Annotated in this window: 13 protein-coding genes and 4 pseudogenes; 6 read left to right on the top strand and 11 right to left on the bottom strand. The window is 52.1% G+C overall.

What is annotated here, in order from left to right; all coding sequences use genetic code 11:
* Positions 1 to 46 precede the first annotated feature (46 nt).
* Positions 47 to 709 carry a carbonate dehydratase gene (gene can, locus O3W44_RS09495; protein WP_269294409.1) on the top strand — a complete coding sequence of 221 codons (663 nt, stop codon included), beginning with the start codon at positions 47 to 49 and terminating at the stop codon, positions 707 to 709.
* 73 nt (positions 710 to 782) lie between these two features.
* Here the strand turns inward: can and hpt are convergent, their stop codons facing one another.
* Positions 783 to 1319, bottom strand: coding sequence for a hypoxanthine phosphoribosyltransferase (hpt, locus tag O3W44_RS09500; RefSeq protein WP_269292869.1), 537 nt, complete (start codon positions 1317 to 1319; stop codon positions 783 to 785).
* 161 nt (positions 1320 to 1480) lie between these two features.
* Positions 1481 to 1899, bottom strand: a pseudogene (locus O3W44_RS09505) (hypothetical protein); the annotation flags it as partial.
* A gap of 381 nt (positions 1900 to 2280) precedes the next feature.
* Here O3W44_RS09505 and O3W44_RS09510 point away from each other — a divergent pair.
* Positions 2281 to 3564, top strand: coding sequence for a cystathionine gamma-synthase family protein (locus tag O3W44_RS09510; protein ID WP_269292870.1), 1284 nt, complete (start codon positions 2281 to 2283; stop codon positions 3562 to 3564).
* Positions 3565 to 3566: 2 nt separating this feature from the next.
* Here the strand turns inward: O3W44_RS09510 and cueO are convergent, their stop codons facing one another.
* Positions 3567 to 5153 (bottom strand): multicopper oxidase CueO, encoded by a 1587-nt coding sequence (gene cueO / locus O3W44_RS09515; protein ID WP_269292871.1) that lies wholly within the window; start codon positions 5151 to 5153, stop codon positions 3567 to 3569.
* A 178-nt stretch (positions 5154 to 5331) separates the two neighbouring features.
* Here cueO and O3W44_RS09520 point away from each other — a divergent pair, with 178 nt between their 5' ends.
* The 3 genes from O3W44_RS09520 to speD all read left to right on the top strand — a co-directional run bounded on the left by O3W44_RS09520 (position 5332) and on the right by speD (position 7481).
* On the top strand, positions 5332 to 5679 hold the full coding sequence (locus O3W44_RS09520; RefSeq protein ID WP_269292872.1) for a YacC family pilotin-like protein: 348 nt from the start codon (positions 5332 to 5334) through the stop codon (positions 5677 to 5679).
* 108 nt (positions 5680 to 5787) lie between these two features.
* Positions 5788 to 6657, top strand: coding sequence for a polyamine aminopropyltransferase (speE, locus tag O3W44_RS09525; protein WP_269292873.1), 870 nt, complete (start codon positions 5788 to 5790; stop codon positions 6655 to 6657).
* Between the two features lie 14 nt (positions 6658 to 6671).
* A complete protein-coding gene (gene speD / locus O3W44_RS09530) occupies positions 6672 to 7481 on the top strand; it encodes an adenosylmethionine decarboxylase (RefSeq protein ID WP_269292874.1) in 810 nt (269 codons plus the stop codon).
* Between the two features lie 56 nt (positions 7482 to 7537).
* On the opposite strand, the gene O3W44_RS09535 is transcribed toward speD, so the two are convergent.
* The 8 genes and pseudogenes from O3W44_RS09535 to pdhR all read right to left on the bottom strand — a co-directional run bounded on the left by O3W44_RS09535 (position 7538) and on the right by pdhR (position 19500).
* Positions 7538 to 8299, bottom strand: a complete 762-nt coding sequence (locus O3W44_RS09535; RefSeq protein ID WP_269294410.1) for a DeoR/GlpR family DNA-binding transcription regulator — start codon at positions 8297 to 8299, stop codon at positions 7538 to 7540.
* 177 nt (positions 8300 to 8476) lie between these two features.
* Complete coding sequence (gene yacL / locus O3W44_RS09540; protein WP_269292875.1) at positions 8477 to 8851, bottom strand: protein YacL; 375 nt, start codon at positions 8849 to 8851, stop codon at positions 8477 to 8479.
* A gap of 199 nt (positions 8852 to 9050) precedes the next feature.
* Positions 9051 to 11647: pseudogene (gene acnB, locus O3W44_RS09545) on the bottom strand (bifunctional aconitate hydratase 2/2-methylisocitrate dehydratase).
* 243 nt (positions 11648 to 11890) lie between these two features.
* Positions 11891 to 12115 carry a hypothetical protein gene (locus O3W44_RS09550; RefSeq protein WP_269292876.1) on the bottom strand — a complete coding sequence of 75 codons (225 nt, stop codon included), beginning with the start codon at positions 12113 to 12115 and terminating at the stop codon, positions 11891 to 11893.
* A 219-nt stretch (positions 12116 to 12334) separates the two neighbouring features.
* Positions 12335 to 13757: pseudogene (gene lpdA, locus O3W44_RS09555) on the bottom strand (dihydrolipoyl dehydrogenase).
* A gap of 302 nt (positions 13758 to 14059) precedes the next feature.
* Positions 14060 to 15956, bottom strand: a pseudogene (gene aceF / locus O3W44_RS09560) (pyruvate dehydrogenase complex dihydrolipoyllysine-residue acetyltransferase).
* Positions 15957 to 15970: 14 nt separating this feature from the next.
* A complete protein-coding gene (aceE, locus tag O3W44_RS09565) occupies positions 15971 to 18637 on the bottom strand; it encodes a pyruvate dehydrogenase (acetyl-transferring), homodimeric type (protein WP_269292877.1) in 2667 nt (888 codons plus the stop codon).
* A gap of 98 nt (positions 18638 to 18735) precedes the next feature.
* A complete protein-coding gene (gene pdhR, locus O3W44_RS09570) occupies positions 18736 to 19500 on the bottom strand; it encodes a pyruvate dehydrogenase complex transcriptional repressor PdhR (RefSeq protein ID WP_269292878.1) in 765 nt (254 codons plus the stop codon).
* Between the two features lie 514 nt (positions 19501 to 20014).
* On the opposite strand from pdhR, the gene aroP reads away from it, so the two are divergent.
* The gene (aroP, locus tag O3W44_RS09575) at positions 20015 to 21370 is read left to right on the top strand and encodes an aromatic amino acid transporter AroP (protein ID WP_269292879.1); all 1356 of its coding nucleotides are present in this window, start codon (positions 20015 to 20017) and stop codon (positions 21368 to 21370) included.
* Positions 21371 to 21522: the final 152 nt, after the last annotated feature.

Raw genomic sequence — 21522 nt, forward strand, 5'->3', positions numbered from 1 at the left:
ACCTATAGTACGCCCACGCACAATCGCCAGCAGGTCGCTCAACGCCATGACAGATATCGACACCCTGATCAGTAACAACCGCGAATGGTCCAGATTACTGATTGAAGAAGATCCCGGCTTTTTTGAGCGGCTCGCCCAGGCACAAAAACCCCGTTTCCTGTGGATTGGCTGTTCCGACAGCCGCGTTCCCGCCGAACGCCTGACCGGCCTTGAACCCGGCGAACTGTTTGTTCACCGCAACGTGGCAAATCTGGTGGTTCATACCGACCTCAACTGCCTCTCTGTGGTGCAGTACGCCGTTGAAGTATTAGAAGTTGAACACGTTATTGTTTGCGGCCATTACGGCTGCGGCGGTGTACAAGCGGCGATGGATAACCCGGAATTAGGTTTGATCAACAACTGGCTGCTGCACATTCGCGATCTCTGGTACAAGCATAGCGTGTTGTTGGGAGAACTCCCGCCCGAGAAGCGCCTCGATAAACTCTGCGAAATCAATGTAGTCGAGCAAGTTTATAACCTCGGGCACTCTACCATTTTGCAATCCGCGTGGAAACGTGGATGCAAAGTCTCACTGCACGGCTGGGTTTACGGCATTCAGGATGGTTGCCTGCGTAACCTTGATGTCACCGCAAACAGCCGTGAAAGCCTGGAGCAACGCTATCGCCACGGCATTGCCAATTTACTGGTCAATGCCGGCACTTTACGTTAAGAGCGGTAAAGCGCGACACAGCCTACACTACGCAGACTGCGCTGGCCTTGGAAGAATGTGCGGTTCGCGGAACTTATGATTCCAGCGACACCACTTTGCCGATGTACGGCAGATGACGATAGCGTTGCGCATAGTCAATGCCGAAGCCGACCACGAATTCGTCCGGGATGGCAAAGCCCACATATTCCACATTGACGTCTACTTCGCGGCGTTCTGGCTTATCCAGCAGCGTACAGATCGCCAGTGACTTGGGTTGGCGCAGTTGCAGAATTTCTCGCACTTTGCTTAGCGTATTGCCAGAATCGATAATATCTTCAACAATTAACACATCCTTACCGCGAATATCTTCATCCAAATCTTTCAGGATTTTCACATCACGCGAGCTGGACATGCCGCTGCCGTAGCTTGAGGCGGTCATAAAGTCGACTTCATGCGAGACTTCAATCGCGCGGCACAGGTCGGCCATAAACATAAAAGAGCCGCGCAGCAGCCCCACCAGCACCATGTCGCTGCCGCTGTCGCGGTAATGGTCGGTAATTTCTTTGCCCAGTTCGGCGATGCGTGCGGCGATTGCCTCTGCTGGGATCATCACTTCAACGGTGTGTTTCATTGCGTTCAACCCGGTTACGTCAGAAAGCCACGCAGTCTATCATAGTCGAAACGGGCGCTAACGCCGCGCAGGCGACGCAAACGTTACCGTGCCGAGATTTATCCTGACGACTTGCTTAGTGTCAGAGATTGCAGCTGATCCGCGCCAGACATCGCCTGGGCTTAAGAAACCTTTAAGGCTGAGAAACAGCTTTTAAGCGCGATCTTGCGCAGTAGCGGTGTATTGAGCACTCTGGATTTGCCAATTCTTTTATAGCGTTTCAATCTTAACTTGAATGTTCGTCGCCAATACATTTTTTCGGGTTCTTTTGCATTAAGATTTAATATGCGGCTTAATATTTCAGCACTATCCAGGGCGTAGCTTATTCCTTCAAGTGAGCTTGCGCTAATAAAGCCCGCAGCCTCGCCGGGCAGAAAGGCCTGTTTTTCACCACACACGAAATCTTTCCAACGAGAAGGATATAAGACATTACATTTTTCAACTTTAATCACCTTGCCGAAAATAAAACCGTGCGCGGTCATTTTATCTTTTAACTTTTAAAAGATTGCGTGGCGCCTCGTTGCGGAAATGCCCCACCCCAGCATAGAACCAGCAGGACCCAGGCCGATTATTGACACTTCAAATTCATCCACATTAACATCCTTGTTCTTACATGCCTGTTGAAAATGCAACATTGAAACGTCAACACAACACTCTTTCACCGAATAGAAAACCGAGCAATTTCATATCAGCAAAACTCATAAAAAATAATTTTCACATCCTTATTTATTCAAAAAGAAAAAGCTCCTTTAAGCATTTCATATCCGGCACGTAAAAAATATTTTTTATTGGTAAATAAATCAATAAGCGTTAGCCAGGTTTAAAAAACTTATTAACTTTCTTATTTATTAACACGATTTTTCAAATCATAGCCTATGATCAACACAACATTGTCTTGCTTCTTCATTAAGGAGGAGAGTTCATGTCTGATTCATCCAGTAAAAAAACCCACATTGGTGATCGCCCGTTACACCCTGAAACGCAGATGCTTAATTACGGCTTCGATCCGCGACTGTCAGAAGGTGCCGTCAAGCCGCCGGTGTTTCTGACTTCAACCTTTGTGTTTAACAGTGCTGAAGAGGGACGGGATTTTTTCGATTATGTCTCTGGCCGTCGTGAGCCGCCTGAAGGTAAAACGGGCGGGCTGGTCTATTCACGCTTTAATCATCCCAACAGCGAAATTGTTGAGGATCGACTCGCAATTTATGAGCAGGCAGAAAGCTGTGCGCTGTTTGCCTCAGGCATGGCGGCAATTTCAACCACACTACTGACATTTACCCGCCCTGGTGAACTCATCTTACATTCACAACCGCTGTACGGCGGCACTGAAACCCTGCTGAGTAAAACCTTTCACAATCTGGATATTAAAGCGGTGGGCTTTAGCGATGGCAACGATGAAGCCAAAGTGCGTGATGCCGCACAGCAGGCAATGGCACAAGGCCGCGTGGCGATGATTTTGATCGAAACGCCGGCCAATCCTACGAATAGCCTGGTCAATATTGCGCTTATGGCCCGCATTGCCGATGAGATCGACCAGCAGCAAGGTTCACGTCCCATTGTGGCTTGTGACAACACTTTGCTTGGTCCGCTGTTTCAACGACCGCTGGCGCTTGGCGCTGATTTATCGCTTTATTCACTCACCAAATATGTTGGCGGTCATTCTGATTTGATTGCCGGGGCGGCAATGGGCAGTAAAAAGTTGATGATGCCGATCCGTGCGTTACGCAGTGCTATCGGTACTCAGTTAGATCCGCATTCCAGCTGGATGATTGGCCGTTCGCTGGAAACGCTATCGCTGCGCATGGAAAAGGCCGGGCATAACGCCGAAGCCGTGGCCGGTTTTTTACACGGGCATCCTAAAGTGGCGAAACTACAGTGGCTGCCGTTTCTGGACGAAACCAGCCCGGAAGGTAAGACCTATCACCAGCAGTGCCTTGGCGCAGGTTCGACCTTCTCTTTTGATATCGCTGGCGGTCAGCCTGCTGCCTTCCGCTTTCTTAACGGGCTGGCGTTGTTTAAACAGGCGGTCAGCTTAGGTGGCACTGAATCGCTTGCCAGCCATCCCGGCAGCACCACCCACTCTGGTGTGCCGGAAGCGGTGCGCCAGCGCATCGGCATTACCGATGCCACGGTGCGCCTGTCAATTGGCATCGAAAATGCAGACGATCTGATTGAAGATATTAAAATCGCGCTGGATAACGCCTGAGATCAGGTAACGGTAAATCCGAGCATCATGCCGGTATCTTCATGCTCTAACAGGTGACAATGCGCCATATAAGCATGTTCGGCAGCAGCGACATAGTTAAAGCGCACCAGCACTTCGCTGCGCCAGCCGTCGACATTCACCATATCTTTCCAGCCCTGGCGATGGGGTGCTGGCGGTTTGCCATTTTCTGACAGGATACGGAACTGGGTGCCGTGAATGTGGAAAGGGTGCAGCATGCTGTCGCCTTCACCCGATATCGTCCACTTTTCTACTGCACCCAGCGCAACGTTAAACATCGGCTTAGTCATGTTAAAGGCCTGGCCATTGATTTTGTTGCCATTGTGAAAGTCATAGCCCGGCGCGGGCTGTGCCATATCGTGTGCGCTGTGGTCCATCGCCTGGTGATTCATTGCGTGTTCACCACCCGCCATGCGGGTTTGATGGTGCCCCGCGTTGCCCATCGCTTTGTCACCATACTGCTGCATCAACGCCTGCATGCCTTGCTGGTCGAGTTGTGGATCCATCATCAGTTGTAACCAGCGGCTGTTCAGGTTGTCCGTTTTGGGCAGCGCAGGCAGCGTGGTCAGCGTATCCGGTAGCGTGGCGCTGGCCATCACACGCAGCGGTAAAATCTGTACCAGAGGTAACGCTTGATCGAACGGTGCCAGCATCATGCCCATCTGTTCAACCGGTAATGTGACGATGTCAAAGCTATGACCATCAGAGGTATCCAGCATCACCTCAAAACGCTCGCCTGGCAGCAGCGGCAGTGAATCCACTTTAACCGGCTCTGCCAGTAATCCCCCATCGCTGCCAATCACATACAGCGGGCGCTTGTCACTGGTGGCGAGGTGCAGCGAACGTGCGTTACACCCGTTCAGCAGGCGCAAGCGCAACCAGCCACGCGGCACAGCGTGTTGCGGATACTGGACGCCGTTGGTCAGCATCATGTCCCCAAACCAGCCCACCGCCGCACTCATCACGTCGAGTTGATAATCGATGCGGTCGCCTTGCTTTGTCAGCCGTTTATCCTGAAAAATCAGCGGCACATCGTCAGCGCCCCACTGCGTCGGTAGCCGTAATTTGCCCGATTCGTTATCCTCCAGCAGCACCAGACCGGCTAAGCCTTGCGCCACCTGATGCCCGGTTTTGCCGTGTAAATGCGGATGATACCAGCAGGTTGCCGCGGGTTGGTCGGGTGTAAATGTCACCTGGCGTGTGGTGCCTGGCGCAATGCTTGCCTGCGGACCGCCATCCACGGCACCTGGAATTTCCAGCCCGTGCCAGTGCAGCGTCGTCGCCTCTTTCAGCTGGTTATGAATATTAACCGTCACCGCCTTGCCACTTTGCAACCGGACAGTCGGGCCGAGTAAATTACCGTTATACCCCCAGGTGGGCACCGCGTTGCCTTTCCATTGTGTGCTGCCCTGCTGCGCGGTGAGGTTGTAATGGCCCCGCGCGTCCGGTTCCAGCAGTGAAGGGATCGGCAATAGCGGACGTTCAGCCGCCATCAGCGAACGGCTCCAGAGCGGCAGCGCACCCGCCGCACTGAGCGCAGCGGTAAGTTTCAGGAAATGGCGACGTTGCATGGTTATCATCCTTGTGATTGAGAAGTGCTAGCCTAAACCCTCACCTAATGGGAAGGTCAAGCTTTCGCACCAGAATCCCCCGAAAAAAGTGCTACAACCACAGCGACCGTCAAATTTATCGAAAAGCTGTTAACAACTGTGCTAACGTCAATAAGACTATCCCCACAAGAGAATGACTATGAAGAAAAGCATCAAGGTCCTGCTGTTATCGGGACTCCTTGGCTTCTCCTCCACCAGCTTTGCCCTGAGCGAATCCGAAGCCGAAGATCTGGCCGATTTGACGGCCGTGTTCGTCTATCTGAAAAATGACTGCGGCTATCAGGATTTGCCCGATGCACAAATTCGCAAAGCCCTGGTGTTTTTTGCCCAGCAAAATCGCTGGGATTTGAGCAATTACAGCCACTACAACATGAAGGCGCTCGGTGAAGAGAGCTACCGTGATTTAAGCGGCATCGCGATTACCAATGATAAAAAATGTAAGTCTCTGGCTCGTGATTCTTTGAGCCTGCTCGCCTACGTGAAATAACCCGTCGCCCCGCTCGCCTGCTGAACATTTGACCGTGCAACCACGGTCAGAGTTAGCTATGATGTGCCGCCCATTTTCATGGCGATGTCATTAGAGGAGAGCCCCATCATGGCCCAAAATGAAATGTGGTATGAAACCCTTCATGCCGGTTTTGGACAATATTTCACGATCGATAAACAGCTCTATCGGGAAAAAACGGCGCATCAGGATTTAATCATCTTTGAAAATGCGGCGATGGGTCGCGTCATGGCGCTGGATGGTGTGGTACAAACCACCGAGCGTGATGAGTTTATCTATCATGAAATGATGACCCACGTGCCGATTCTGGCGCATGGTGCGGCGAAAAGCGTCCTGATTATCGGCGGTGGCGATGGAGCCATGCTGCGAGAAGTCGCGCGTCATTCTCACATTGAGAAAATCACTATGGTCGAAATTGATGCTGGCGTGGTGACCTTTTGCCGCCAGTATCTGCCTGACCATAGCGCCGGAGCCTATGACGATCCGCGCTTCACGTTAGTGATCGATGACGGCGTAAACTTCGTTAATCAGACGCAGGAAAAGTTTGATGTGATCATCTCTGACTGCACCGATCCTATCGGGCCAGGCGAGAGCTTATTCACCTCTGAATTTTACGCAGGCTGTAAAAATGCGCTTAATGAAAAGGGTATTTTTGTCGCACAAAATGGCGTCTGCTTTTTACAACAAGATGAAGCGATCAACAGCCATCGCAAGCTGGGTCACTATTTTGCCGATGTCAGTTTTTACCAGGCCGCGATTCCGACCTATTACGGCGGCATTATGACGTTTGCCTGGGCGAGTGATAATCCGGCATTACGCCAGCTCGACACGGCTACCCTGCAGGCGCGCTTTGAGGCCGCCGGCCTGAACTGCCGCTACTACAATGCAGCAATCCACACTGGCAGCTTTGCCCTGCCACAATATCTGTTGAATGCTTTGTCTGAGACTGAGCATTTATAAGGGGGTGAACGAAATTGCAAAAGCTAAAACTACATGGCTTCAACAACCTGACTAAAAGCCTGAGTTTTTGTATCTACGATATTTGCTATGCAAATACGGAAGCTGAACGCGATGGTTATATCGCTTATATTGATGAGCAATATAACGCTAACCGCCTGACTGAAATTCTGACGGAAACCTGTTCGATCATTGGTGCCAACGTATTGAACATTGCGCGCCAGGATTATGAACCGCAGGGCGCAAGCGTAACCATTCTGGTGAGCGAAGAGCCGATCGATCCGAAAGATATTGATAACTCAGAGCATCCAGGACCCCTGCCTAACTCGGTGGTTGCGCATCTTGATAAAAGCCATATTTGCGTACATACCTATCCGGAAAGCCATCCGGAAGGCGGGCTTTGTACTTTCCGCGCAGATATTGAAGTCTCTACCTGTGGCGTCATTTCGCCGCTTAAGGCGTTGAATTATCTGATTCACCAGTTAGAGTCAGACATCGTTACCGTTGATTACCGCGTGCGCGGTTTTACTCGTGATGTAAATGGCGTGAAGCATTTTATCGATCACGAAATCAACTCCATTCAAAATTTCATGTCAGATGATATGAAAGCGATGTATGACATGGTGGACGTGAACGTTTATCAGGAAAATATCTTTCACACCAAAATGCTACTGAAAGAATTCGACCTGAAACACTACCTGTTTAATACCCGGCCAGAAGATCTCAGCCCGCAGGAGCACAAGCGTATTACTGACCTGCTGTGGAAAGAAATGCGTGAAATCTACTACGGCCGCAATATTCCGGCAGTGGGGCTGAAGACATTTTAATGTGAAGGGGTGCGGTCTGATCACGTCCTCTGCGACCTGCTGACTTCACCCCAACGCTACGCCGTCAACAGCAGGGCAATACCGCGTTCGCGTAACTCGCGCCCTACCTTTTCATCCAGCCGATTATCCGTAACCACGTCGGTTAAACGTTCAAGCGGTGAAGCGCAAAACAGCGACCATGAACCATATTTACTGCTGTCGGCCAGCAGCACCCGTCGTCCGGCATTTGCCAGCAGATCGTATTTCAGCCCCGCCTTTTCTTCTGTGGGGGTGGTAATACCGCGCTCCAGGCTCCACGAGTTACAGCTGACAAAAGCGATGTCAGGATTGATGCTACGCAACAGGCGGCGGCCATGCTCGCCAATGCAGGACTGGCTGGAGTCATCAATGCGACCGCCGATAATGGTAACTTCAATCTGTTTGAATTCAGACAGAAACAGCGCGATATGTAAATCAGCCGTGATGACCCGCAGCGGCAGATGCGTCAGCTGTCGCGCCAGTTCAAGCATGGTGGTGCCCGCATCCAGCACTACCGCGTCGCCGGACTGCACAAAACGGGCGGCCTGCTCTGCAATCGCCTGCTTCTCAGCCAGGTTGCGCTGCATCTTCTCCAGCGTGGTGGGCTGGCTTGGAATAAAGCGGTTCAGGGTGACGCCGCCGTGGCTGCGGCTGATTACGCCCTCTTTATCCAGCTTAATCAAATCACGCCGGATGGTAGCCGGTGAGGCGCAAATGGCGCTCACCAGCTGCTCTACCGTCACCAGATTATGACTCTTCAGATAATCCATAATCTGATCAAGACGACTTTGTCCCTTCATATTTCCCTGTACGAGCTGCATCGCGAGTTTGATGGAGATCGCCATGCTCTCAGACTTCGCTTTACCTGTCCAGGCGATATCAAACGCGGTGCCGGGGTCCTGAAGCAGGAAAAAAGCAGGCCAGCAAAAAGGTTTGCGGGGGAGAATGAACGATCAGGGCTGAACAGCCGATGCCCTTCAGCCTTTACTGCCGTACTGCTGTAAAAACTGGCGATACGCTGCGATCACCGCGAGAAAATCTTCCACACCACAAAATGAGAGGCTCTCTTCGTTGTAATAATTCATGCCCTCTTCCATGCCCTCATCTTCCAGCGCCAGCAGGTTAGCGCGGATCATGACCTCTTCTTCATCCAGCCAGAGAGTGTATTCATGGCCAACCCGCTGCCACTGGCGCTCGCTACCTTTGACATCACGTACCGCAGCTTCCACCTCATCCAGCAAAGAGAGGTTGTTTTTAACTTCTTCGTTGAACCAATGGCCCACGGCTTCATGGTCCATTGACATACGCACCCTAACCTGGCCGGTTACGTCGCGTAAAAATTCATATTCCATCGCGTTTTCCTCTGCATTCGCTGCGCCTTTTAATGAGTTTCAGCGCAGGCTCTGCAGCAATGTGTGACAAGGCGCGCATTATTGCAGGCTGTCCGGCGATTTCCAGCCTTTTCTTTAAAGCCTGTAAGCTGGCTAACTGCCTAAATCGCAGCCATAAAAAAGGGGCGAATCGTCGCCCCTGATTGCATCGCACTGGTGGTTATACCGCGGTCTGGAAAATGACGCCGTCGGCTTTCTCAGTGTACTGATTCAGCTGATCGAAGTTCAGGTAGCGATAGGTATCGCTGGCGGTTTTATCCACCTGCAACATGAACTGTTGATACTCATCTGGCGTAGGCAATTTACCTAACAGAGACGAGACCGCAGCCAGTTCCGCTGACGCCAGGAAGACGTTAGCGCCGGTTCCCAGACGGTTCGGGAAGTTACGGGTTGAAGTCGATACCACCGTGGCACCATCTGCTACACGCGCCTGGTTACCCATGCACAATGAGCAGCCTGGGATCTCAATACGCGCACCGCTTTTACCGAACACGCTGTAATAGCCCTCTTCAGTCAACTGCGCCGCATCCATCTTGGTTGGCGGTGCCACCCAAAGACGTGTTGGCAGTTGGCCTTTATGGCTATCAAGCAGCTTACCGGCCGCACGGAAGTGACCGATGTTAGTCATGCACGAGCCGATAAACACTTCGTCAATCTTCTCGCCCTGCACGTCTGACAACCAGCGCGCATCATCGGGATCGTTTGGCGCACACAAAATTGGCTCTTTGATCTCCGCCAGATCGATGTCGATCACTGCTGCGTATTCCGCATCAGCATCGGCTTCAAGCAATTGCGGATTCGCCAGCCATTTTTCCATGCCTTCAATACGACGCTCCAGCGTACGACGATCGCCATAGCCTTCTGCAATCATCCACTTCAGCAGTACGATATTGGAGGTCAGGTATTCCTTAATCGGTGCCTGATCCAGCTTGATGGTGCAACCTGCAGCCGAACGCTCCGCTGACGCATCGGTCAGTTCAAACGCTTGCTCAACTTTCAGATCCGGCAAACCTTCGATTTCGAGAATACGGCCAGAGAAGATGTTCTTCTTGCCTTTCTTCTCAACAGTCAGCAAACCTTGCTTGATCGCGTACAGCGGAATCGCGTGTACCAGATCGCGCAGGGTGATGCCCGGCTGCATTTTGCCTTTGAAGCGCACCAGCACTGACTCTGGCATATCCAGAGGCATGACGCCGGTCGCTGCGGCAAATGCCACCAGACCAGAACCTGCCGGGAACGAAATACCGATTGGGAAACGGGTGTGTGAATCACCACCGGTACCAACGGTGTCAGGCAACAGCATACGGTTCAGCCATGAGTGAATCACGCCGTCACCCGGACGCAATGATACACCGCCACGGTTCATAATGAAGTCTGGCAGCGTATGGTGTGTATTCACGTCAACCGGCTTTGGATAAGCTGCGGTATGGCAGAAGGACTGCATGACCAAATCAGCCGAGAAGCCAAGGCAGGCCAAATCTTTCAGCTCATCACGGGTCATTGGACCGGTAGTGTCCTGAGAACCCACCGAGGTCATTTTGGGTTCGCAATAAGCGCCCGGGCGAATGCCTTCTACGCCACAGGCACGGCCAACCATTTTCTGTGCCAGTGAATAGCCACGCGTGCTTTCTGCGACATCTTTTGCCTGACGGAACACATCGCTGTGCGGCAGGCCAAGTGACTCGCGCGCTTTGCTGGTCAGACCGCGACCGATAATCAGCGGGATACGACCACCAGCACGCACTTCATCAATCAGCACGTCGGTTTTCAGTTCAAAACTGGCCAGCAGATCGCCGGTTTCGTGGTGGCGAACCTCACCTTTGAATGGATAGATGTCGATGACATCGCCCATGTTCAGTTCGTTGACATCCACTTCGATTGGCAGTGCGCCTGCATCTTCCATCGTGTTGAAGAAGATCGGTGCGATTTTACCGCCCAGCACCACGCCGCCGCCTTTTTTATTCGGCACGTTCGGGATGTCGTCACCCATAAACCACAGCACCGAGTTGGTGGCTGATTTACGCGATGAACCGGTACCAACAACGTCACCGACATACGCCAGCGGGAAGCCTTTGGCCTGCAGCGCCTCAATCTGTTTGATGGGGCCGATATTACCTGGCTCATCAGGTTCAATACCTTCGCGGGCATTCTTCAGCATCGCCAGCGCGTGCAGAGGAATGTCAGGGCGTGACCAGGCATCAGGCGCCGGAGAGAGATCATCGGTATTCGTTTCGCCAGTGACTTTGAAAACCGTAACGGTGATTTTTTCTGCCAGTTCTGGACGTGACAGATACCATTCCGCTTCCGCCCACGATTGCATCACCTGTTGAGCGTATTCATTACCCGCTTTTGCTTTCTCTTCTACATCGTAGAAGCTGTCAAACATCAGCAGCGTATGAGAAAGGGCTTTTGCTGCGCCAGGGGCCAGCTTAGCGTTGTCCAGAGCGTCAATCAGCGGATGGATGTTGTAACCGCCTTGCATGGTACCAAGCAGCTCGACCGCTTTTTCAGGGGATACCAGAGGAGAGGTTGTTTCGCCTTTGGCGATAGCCGCCAGGAATCCAGCTTTTACATACGCCGCTTCATCGACGCCGGGTGGGACACGGTTGACCAACAGATCGGTCAAAAATTCTTCTTCACCCGCAGGCGGGCTTTTCAGCAGTTCAACCAGCGCGGCCATTTGGGAAGCATCTAAAGGCTTAGGTACGATCCCTGGGCTGCACGCTCAGCAACGTGCTTACGGTATTCTTCTAGCACGACGTTCTCCTCGCTCTCATTGTATGGGTTTCCGGTGCACCCCGATGGCAAAGCATTCCGTGAGTAGGGTAAGGTGCCCGGTTCCGCGAGGGGCAGCATAGCAGGATTTCGCTCGATTGTTAATCTGTTTACAAAAAAGCAACATTGCCAACTTCTGTAGCAGAATGCCCTGTTAAACGGGGCGCAGACAAAAAAAAGCAGGGTGGCATGCCCCTGCTTTTTCGCCTGCTGAAGTTAAAAAGATTAACAATCAATGCACTGGAATGGACCGCCGGGGTAATGTTCATTGTGGCTACAGAGCGGGCTAAACCGGTTACCGGGCTGCGTCAAATCCGCCGCGTGCAGCATAATATTTATCGCCGCACTGTTCTCCCTCAGAGAAAAGGTTTTGCTGGCGTCCGGAACAGCAGGTGTCGTCGCCTTTGGTTGATACTCACGCCAGCGCCAGCTAAGCTGCCGCCACGTCATAACCTTGTGCCCTTTCAGTGGGTTGATTCACTCACTTTTGGTTATGCCCCTGCGCTTGCGGCTGAAAACGCAGCAGGCCGCGACAAAAATCTTCTTCACACCTGCCAGATGAAATAATGGTTAAAAAAGCCGGGCGTTATATTAACCGCATCGGATTACGCCATTGATGGATAAAAAAACGGCCCCTTTCGGAGCCGTTAATTCAGATGCTAAACAGACTTATTTCTTTTTCGCTTTCGCATTTGGCAGGTCAGTAATGCTGCCTTCAAACACTTCTGCCGCCAGACCAACAGATTCATGCAGCGTTGGGTGAGCGTGGATGGTCAGCGCGATATCTTCCGCATCACAACCCATCTCAATTGCCAGACCAATTTCACCCAGCAGCTCGCCACCGTTGGTGCCGACTACAGCGCCACCGATAACACGGTGCGTCTCTTTGTCGAAAATCAGCTTGGTCATACCGTCTGCACAGTCAGAAGCGATAGCACGGCCTGAAGCTGCCCACGGGAAGGTAGCAGTTTCATAGCTGATGCCCTTCTCTTTCGCTTCTTTCTCGGTCAGACCCACCCATGCAACTTCTGGCTCAGTGTAAGCGATTGATGGAATGACTTTCGGATCGAAATAGTGCTTCAAGCCGGAAATAACTTCTGCCGCTACGTGACCTTCGTGTACGCCTTTGTGCGCCAGCATCGGCTGACCGACGATATCGCCGATAGCAAAGATGTGCGGCACGTTAGTGCGCATTTGCTTGTCAACGCGGATGAAGCCACGGTCATCCACTTCCACACCCGCCTTGCCGGCATCAAGACCCTTACCGTTTGGCACACGACCAATCGCTACCAGCACTGCGTCGTAACGCTGTGCTTCGCCAGGGGCTTTTTGCCTTCCATAGAAACGTAGATACCATCGTCTTTCGCTTCAACAGCGGTTACTTTGGTTTCCAGCATCAGGTTAAATTTCTTGCTGATGCGCTTGGTGAAGACTTTTACCACGTCTTTATCAGCAGCCGGGATCACCTGGTCAAACATCTCGACGACATCGATCTCTGAACCCAGAGCGTGATAAACAGTTGCCATTTCCAGACCAATGATACCGCCGCCCATGACCAGCAGACGCTTCGGCACTTCTTTCAGTTCCAGCGCAGCAGTTGAGTCCCACACGCGTGGATCTTCATGAGGAATGAATGGCAGTTCGATTGGACGTGAACCCGCAGCAATAATAGCGTTATCGAAGTTGATGGTGGTTGCACCACCTTCGCCTTCCACTACCAGCGTGTTAGCACCGGTAAATTTACCAGGCCATTAACCACTTTGACTTTACGCGCCTTCGCCATGCCAGACAGGCCGCCAGTCAGTTGGTTAATAACTTTCTCTTTCCAGCTACGAATTTTGTTGATGTCAGTAGAGGGCTGACCAAACACCACGCCGTGATCTTCGAGTGCTTTAGCCTCTTCGATCACTTTAGCAACGTGCAGCAGCGCCTTAGACGGGATACAGCCAACGTTCAGACAAACACCACCCAGGGTGCTGTAACGTTCTACCAGTACGGTTTCCAGACCTAAATCAGCGCAACGGAAGGCTGCAGAGTAACCTGCAGGACCAGCCCCAAGTACCACGACTTGAGTTTTAATCTCTGTACTCATCATGACCTCTTATTTTGATTTCCGGCGGGTCAGACGTTGAGCCTATCCCATTAGGCTATTTCACTGGCCATTTTGCGTTTGGACAGTGCCCGAACACCTCGCGTACATCCGGTACGGCTGCGTTCTACGCGCTGATCGACTACAAACTGACTGCGCCAATTACGCCTAATGGAATAGGCTCAGGATGCCCTCTTTCCACCGGGACTTTCACCGCAAGAGTTTACAGAATTGTTAACAAACTGCCAACCGCGGTGCGACGAATGTTACAAGAAGGCCGGCAGATGCCGGCCTTCTGTATACTCTTACATCACCAGACGACGAATGTCTGACAGCATATTGCCAATGATAGTAATGAAACGCGCACCATCAGCACCATCGATCACTCGGTGGTCGAAAGAGAGAGAGATCGGCATCATCAGACGCGGAGCAAACTCTTTACCATTCCACACCGGCTCCATCGCAGACTTAGAGACACCAAGAATAGCCACTTCTGGCGCATTCACGATCGGCGCGAAGTGCGTTGTCCCAGGCCACCCAGGCTGGAAATGGTAAAGCATCCACCCTGCATATCGCCTGCGGTCAGCTTGCCATCGCGTGCTTTCTTCGATGTTGCCATTAGCTCACGAGACAGCTCAGTGATGCCTTTCTTGTTCACGTCTTTAAACACAGGAACAACCAGGCCGTTTGGCGTATCAACCGCCACACCGATGTTGATGTATTTCTTCAGCGTCAGCTTCTGCGCATCTTCAGACAGTGAGCTGTTGAAGCGTGGCATCTGCTCAAGTGCAGCCGCAACCGCTTTCATGATGAACACTACCGGGGTGTACTTCACATCCAGCTTGCGCTTTTCAGCTTCGGCGTTCTGCTGCTTGCGGAAGGCTTCCAGATCGGTGATATCCGTTTTGTCGAAATGCGTAACGTGGGGATCATCACCCAGTTACGGCTCAGGTTCGCACCGGAAATTTTCTGGATACGGCCCAGTTCGACTTCTTCGATTTCACCGAACTTGCTGAAGTCTACTTTTGGCCATGGCAGCATACCCGGCAAACCACCCCCGCTGGCGGCAGCGGCAGGTGCTGCTTCAGCGCGCTTCACGGCATCTTTCACATAGGCCTGAATGTCTTCTTTCAGGATGCGACCTTTGCGGCCGGTGCCTTTGACTTTCGCCAGGTTAACACCGAACTCACGCGCCAGACGACGGATAACTGGCGTGGCGTGTACGTAGGCATCGTTCTCAGCAAACTCGCCTTTCGCGTCTGCTTTTGCCGGAGCGGGAGCCGCAGCCGGGGCAGCTTCAGCTTTCGCGGGTGCAGCCGCTTCCTGCTTCGCCGCTGGCGCTGCAGCCGGTGCCGCGCCTTCGACTTCAAATACCATGATCAGTGAACCGGTGCTGACTTTATCGCCGGCTGACACTTTCAGCTCTTTCACGGTGCCCGCAAACGGTGCCGGAACTTCCATTGACGCTTTGTCGCCTTCAACCACAATCAGCGATTGCTCAGCGTCAACTTTGTCACCCACTTTCACCAGCACTTCAGTCACTTCGACTTCATCGCCACCGATATCCGGTACCTTGACCTCTTTCGCGCCTGCAGCGGCGGCCGGTGCCGTTGCTGCGGCTTCATGCACTTGAGGTTTCGCTTCAGCCGCAGGTGCTGCGCCTTCAGCTTCAAATACCATGATGTGAGAGCCGGTATTGACTTTGTCACCGGTCGCGATTTTGATCTCTTTAACCACGCCCGCGAACGGTGCCGGAACTTCCATTGACGCTTTGTCGCCTTCAACCACAATCAGTGATTGCTCAGCGTCAACTTTGTCGCCCACTTTCACCAGAATCTCAGTGACTTCAACTTCATCACCGCCGATGTCTGGGACGTTGACATCTTTGCTGGCCGTTGCGGCCGCTGCCGGAGCCGGTGCAGCCTGCTCTTTTGGCGCTTCAGCGGGTGCGGGTGCAGCTTCTGCTGCACCTTCTGCGTCAAACACCATGATCAGGGAGCCGGTTTCGACTTTATCGCCGGTCGTGATTTTGATCTCTTTCACCACGCCCGCTTGCGGCGAAGGAACTTCCATCGACGCTTTATCACCTTCAACGGTGATCAGCGACTGCTCGGCTTCTACCTTGTCGCCGACCTTGACCAGAATTTCGGTGACTTCAACTTCATCAGACCCGATATCCGGTACCTTAATTTCAGTAGCCATTACTCATTTACCTCTTAAGCCAGACGCGGGTTAACTTTATCGGCATCGATGTTGAATTTAGCGATCGCTTCTGCCACCACTTTCTTGTCGATTTCGCCACGTTTAGCCAGTTCGCCCAGTGCTGCAACCACAACGTAAGATGAATCAACTTCGAAGTGGTGACGCAGGTTTTCACGGCTATCAGAACGACCAAAGCCGTCTGTACCCAGCACGCGGTAATCGCTGGCTGGGATGTAGCTGCGAACCTGCTCAGCAAACAGTTTCATATAGTCAGTTGAGGCGACGGCTGGCGCATCATTCATCACCTGCGCGATGTAAGGCACACGTGCTTCTTCCGTTGGATGCAGCATGTTCCAGCGTTCACAATCCTGGCCATCACGCGCCAGTTCAGTGAATGAGGTGACGCTGTAAACGTCAGAGCCGATGCCGTAATCTTTCGCCAGGATCTGAGCGGCTTCACGTACGTGACGCAGGATAGAGCCTGAACCCAACAGCTGTACTTTACCTTTGCTGCCTTCCACAGTTTCCAGCTTATAAATACCCTTGCGGATACCTTCTTCAGCGCCTTCCGGCATGGCTGGCATGTGGTAGTTTTCGTTCAGCGTGGTGATGTAGTAATAAATATTTTCCTGCGCTTCGCCATACATGCGCACCAGACCATCATGCATGATGACAGCCACTTCGTATGCGTAAGACGGATCGTAAGAAATACAGTTCGGGATAGTCAGTGACTGAATATGGCTGTGACCATCTTCGTGCTGCAAACCTTCACCGTTCAGGGTGGTACGACCGGAAGTACCGCCTACCAGGAAGCCACGCGCCTGCTGGTCACCTGCCAGCCACATCAGGTCACCGATTCGCTGGAAACCAAACATAGAGTAGTAGATGTAGAACGGAATCATTGGCAGATTGTTGGTGCTGTAAGAGGTTGCCGCCGCCAGCCAGGATGAACCTGCGCCCAGCTCGTTAATCCCTTCCTGCAGAATCTGGCCTTTTTCGTCTTCTTTGTAGTAAGCAACCTGCTCACGGTCCTGCGGCGTGTACTGCTGGCCGTTCGGGCTGTAGATACCAATCTGACGGAACAGACCTTCCATACCAAAGGTACGCGCTTCATCCGCAAGGATAGGCACCAGACGATCTTTGATCGACTTGTTCTTCAGCATGACGTTCAGCGCACGCACGAAGGCAATAGTGGTTGAGATCTCTTTGCTTTGCTCTTCCAGCAGCGCACGGAACTCTTCCAGCTTCGGCATTTCCAGTTTTTCAGTAAACTGCGCCTGACGCGACGGCAGATAACCGCCTAACTTTTCACGCTGACCGTGCAGATAGTTGTACTCTTCTGACCCTTTTTCAAAGGTCACATACGGCAGCTCTTCAATCTTCTCATCGGCAACCGGCACGTTGAAGCGATCGCGAATATAGCGCACGCCGTCCATATTCATCTTTTTCACCTGGTGAGCAATGTTTTTGCCTTCCGCGGTGTCGCCCATACCGTAACCTTTGATGGTATGTGCCAGAATCAGAATCGGTTTGCCTTTCGTTTCCTGCGCTTTTTTCAGTGCAGCATAGATTTTCTTCGGATCGTGGCCGCCACGGTTCAATGCCCAGATTTCGTCATCGGACATATCTTTAACCAGTTCAGCGGTTTCTGGATACTTACCAAAGAAGTGCTCACGCACGTAAGCACCATTACGTGATTTGAAGGTCTGGTAATCGCCGTCAACGGTTTCGTTCATCAGCTGGATCAGCTTACCGCTGGTATCTTTACGCAGCAGTTCATCCCAACGCGCGCCCCAGATCACTTTGATCACTTCCCAACCAGCACCGGCAAAGATGCCTTCCAGCTCGTTGATGATCTTACCGTTACCGGTGACCGGACCATCCAGACGTTGCAGGTTACAGTTAATGATGAAAACCAGGTTATCCAGTTTTTCACGGGTAGCGATGGTGATCGCACCTTTAGATTCTGGCTCATCCATCTCGCCATCACCCAGGAAGGCGTAAACGGTTTGCGCAGAGGTATCTTTCAGCCCACGGTGTTCCAGATATTTCAGGAACTTCGCCTGATAGATTGCCGACAGCGGACCCAGTCCCATAGAAACAGTCGGGAACTGCCAGAAATCTGGCATCAGTTTCGGGTGCGGATAAGATGACAGGCCATTGCCATGCACTTCCTGACGGAAGTTGTTCATCTGCTCTTCGGTCAAACGACCTTCAAGGAACGCACGCGCATAGATACCTGGAGAGATGTGACCCTGGAAATAAACCAGATCGCCGCCATCTTTTTCACTGCGTGCGCGGAAGAAGTGGTTGAAACACACCTCATAAATCGTGGCTGAAGACTGGAAAGAAGAGAGGTGACCACCCAATTCCAGATCTTTCTTCGATGCGCGCAGCACCGACATGATGGCGTTCCAGCGAATGGCGGAACGGATGCGACGTTCAAGAGAGGTATTGCCCGGATATTCGGGTTCATCTTCAACGGCAATAGAGTTGATGTAGTTGCTGATGGCAGAAGAACCAGCAGCAACTTTAACGCCGCCTTTGCGGGCTGCACCCAGTACCTGATCAATCAGGTACTGCGCACGTTCTACACCTTCTTCACGGATGACCGATTCGATCGCCTGTAGCCAGTCACGAGTTTCGATCGGATCCACGTCATTGTGTAAACGTTCTGACATGGGTGTGTTCCTTATCTGTGTCTAATACGTTGAATAATCGGGAGCCTGAAAACGGGAGACAGGCTCGTCGCACATGTCCGTACGATCTTTGTCGCACGTTATTCCTTACGTTGCTGTAAACGACGTAGGGAGCGTTCTCGACGGCTCTGCTCCCGACTTCTGTCCAGCAAGATTTCCTCAATGAACGCCAGGTGACGGTGTGAGGCTTCGCGCGCCTGTTCCGGCTCACGAGCCACAATCGCCTCAAAAATACTGGCGCGGTGACCGCTCACTTTCGCCAGCATTTCCCGGCGCGAGTAGAGCAATTCGAAATTCTGTCGGACGTTTTTTTCCAGCATAGGGCCCATGGAGCGTAGCAAATGCAAAAGCACCACATTATGGGCCGCTTCTGTGACAGCGATCTGATACTGCATTACCGCGTCCGCTTCGGCGTCAAGATCGCCGCTTTCCTGCGCCTGCTGAATCTGAAGATGGCAGTCGCGAATACGCGCCACATCCTCTTCTGTGCCACGTAAGGCTGCATAGTAAGCAGCGATGCCTTCAAGGGCGTGACGTGTTTCCAGCAGGTCGAACTGTGATTCCGGATGGTCGGCGAGAAGCTCAACGAGCGGATCGCTCATGCTTTGCCAGAGATGTTCCTGCACGAACGTTCCACCGCCTTGACGGCGTAGCAGCAATCCTTTGGCTTCTAAACGCTGGATTGCTTCGCGAAGTGACGGACGTGAGACATCGAACTGTTTGGCGAGTTCGCGTTCGGGGAGCAGCTTTTCTCCCGGCCGCAACGTCCCTTCCATGATCAGGGATTCGAGCTGTTGCTCAATTGCGTCAGAGAGTTTGGGTTGGCGAATCTTACTGTAAGCCATCTTCCCTTCTTATTATGCCAATCGTCCGGAGTAAATTGGTAATACCAATTGCAAAATGGTGCCAGTAAACTAACAAAGTATTTATCTGGTGTCTATATGGTGCCCGTCACTATCCCGCCTGAGGAAAGCGTGACCTGTCGCTAACTCCCCGTTAAAAAAATGAAAATCATTGTCAGAATAAATGTTAAATATTCTTACTTTTACCAAACCTTACACGCGGTTAGCGGTTTAAACCGGGTTTTCCATAAGGAAAACCTATTTGTCAGAGGGGTTTTTCAGGGCGGAAATTTTGCGGCAGCAGAAATAAGCGACATGGCGCTTTTTCAGGCAACTCCCAGCACAAAAAGCAAAAGCAGGTGCAAAGCGATGCGCTTATCACTATTCTTGACGCCATGGTAGCAACTGGCCGTACACAGCACGCCTGATACCGTAAAAGAATCAATACGTTAATGTAACCACTTCCTTACAGCGTATGCCGCTGCGAACGAAGAATAAAAAACATCACGAGGTTTGTATGGAACAACAGCATGGCGAAACGCTGAAGCGCGGCCTGAAGAACCGTCATATTCAGCTGATCGCGCTGGGCGGTGCGGTAGGAACCGGCCTGTTTCTGGGCAGCGCATCGGTCATTCAATCTGCAGGTCCTGCCGTCATTCTGGGTTATGCTATTGCCGGATTTATCGCATTTCTCATCATGCGTCAGCTGGGTGAGATGGTGGTGGAAGAGCCAGTAGCAGGTAGCTTCAGCCACTTTGCTTATAAATACTGGGGTAACTTTGCGGGCTTTGCTTCAGGCTGGAACTATTGGGTGCTGTATGTACTGGTGGCGATGGCCGAGCTTACCGCTGTAGGGAAATATATACAGTTTTGGTGGCCCGATTTCCCCACCTGGGCTTCAGCAGCTATTTTTTTCGTGCTAATCAACGCCATTAACCTCACCAACGTAAAAGTGTTTGGTGAAATGGAGTTCTGGTTCGCCATTATTAAAGTTGTCGCAGTGATCGGCATGATCCTGTTTGGCGGCTGGCTGCTGTTTAGCGGTCAAGGCGGCCCACAAGCCACGGTACGAAACCTGTGGGAACAAGGCGGGTTCTTGCCAAACGGTCTTGGCGGACTGGTGATGGTCATGGCGATCATTATGTTCTCCTTTGGCGGTCTGGAACTGGTTGGCATCACGGCGGCAGAAGCGGACAATCCGGAAACCAGTATTCCAAAAGCCACTAACCAGGTGCTGTGGCGCATCCTGATTTTCTATATCGGTTCACTGGCGGTGCTGCTGTCACTGATGCCGTGGACACGCGTAACGCCTGAAACCAGCCCGTTCGTCTTCATCTTCCATGAGTTAGGTGATGCGATGGTGGCCAATGCCCTGAACGTGGTGATCCTGACGGCGGCGCTGTCGGTCTATAACAGCTGCGTTTACTGTAACAGCCGTATGCTGTTTGGCCTGGCACAGCAAGGTAATGCGCCTAAAGCCCTGCTCAAAGTTGACCGCCGCGGCGTGCCGGTGATGACCATTCTGGTTTCTGCTGTCGCCACTGCGCTGTGCGTATTGATCAACTACCTGATGCCAGGTGAAGCCTTTGGCCTGCTGATGTCGCTGGTGGTTTCTGCGCTGGTGATCAACTGGGCAATGATCAGTCTGGCGCACCTGAAATTCCGTAAGAAGAAAGATCAGCAAGGCGTGACTACGCGCTTCAAGGCGCTGCTCTATCCGGCAGGTAACTGGATCTGCCTGGCGTTCATGGCAGCGATTCTGCTGCTCATGGCGATGACGCCTGGCATGGCCATTTCGGTCTGGTTGATCCCGGTCTGGCTGGTGATTCTGGGCATCGGTTACATGGTTAAAAAGAAAACGCAGCAAGCCTAATCCTTTACCCGCCGGGGACTTAATATCACGGCGGGTTCTCTTTCAGAGATCTGATCTCAGTCACATTTTTCCTGCCCCACCTGTTTTGTCCATCTTCCTGACGAATTGTTGTCAGCCATCTTGCTGATTTAGCGTCAATAATTTCTCCTCAC

This window comes from Pantoea sp. LMR881 (genome assembly GCF_027157825.1).
In the GTDB taxonomy this organism is placed as follows: Bacteria; Pseudomonadota; Gammaproteobacteria; order Enterobacterales; family Enterobacteriaceae; genus Pantoea; species Pantoea haifensis.

Bases quoted from the DNA above. Each gene is read 5' to 3' on its own strand.
- speE (WP_269292873.1), top strand. From the start codon at position 5,788: ATGGCCCAAAATGAAATGTGGTATGAAACCCTTCATGCCGGTTTTGGA.
- cueO (WP_269292871.1), bottom strand. From the start codon at position 5,153: ATGCAACGTCGCCATTTCCTGAAACTTACCGCTGCGCTCAGTGCGGCG.
- O3W44_RS09550 (WP_269292876.1), bottom strand. From the start codon at position 12,115: ATGACGTGGCGGCAGCTTAGCTGGCGCTGGCGTGAGTATCAACCAAAG.
- can (WP_269294409.1), top strand. From the start codon at position 47: ATGACAGATATCGACACCCTGATCAGTAACAACCGCGAATGGTCCAGA.
- yacL (WP_269292875.1), bottom strand. From the start codon at position 8,851: ATGGAATATGAATTTTTACGCGACGTAACCGGCCAGGTTAGGGTGCGT.
- aroP (WP_269292879.1), top strand. From the start codon at position 20,015: ATGGAACAACAGCATGGCGAAACGCTGAAGCGCGGCCTGAAGAACCGT.
- aceE (WP_269292877.1), bottom strand. From the start codon at position 18,637: ATGTCAGAACGTTTACACAATGACGTGGATCCGATCGAAACTCGTGAC.
- O3W44_RS09510 (WP_269292870.1), top strand. From the start codon at position 2,281: ATGTCTGATTCATCCAGTAAAAAAACCCACATTGGTGATCGCCCGTTA.
- O3W44_RS09520 (WP_269292872.1), top strand. From the start codon at position 5,332: ATGAAGAAAAGCATCAAGGTCCTGCTGTTATCGGGACTCCTTGGCTTC.
- O3W44_RS09535 (WP_269294410.1), bottom strand. From the start codon at position 8,299: ATGAAGGGACAAAGTCGTCTTGATCAGATTATGGATTATCTGAAGAGT.
- pdhR (WP_269292878.1), bottom strand. From the start codon at position 19,500: ATGGCTTACAGTAAGATTCGCCAACCCAAACTCTCTGACGCAATTGAG.
- hpt (WP_269292869.1), bottom strand. From the start codon at position 1,319: ATGAAACACACCGTTGAAGTGATGATCCCAGCAGAGGCAATCGCCGCA.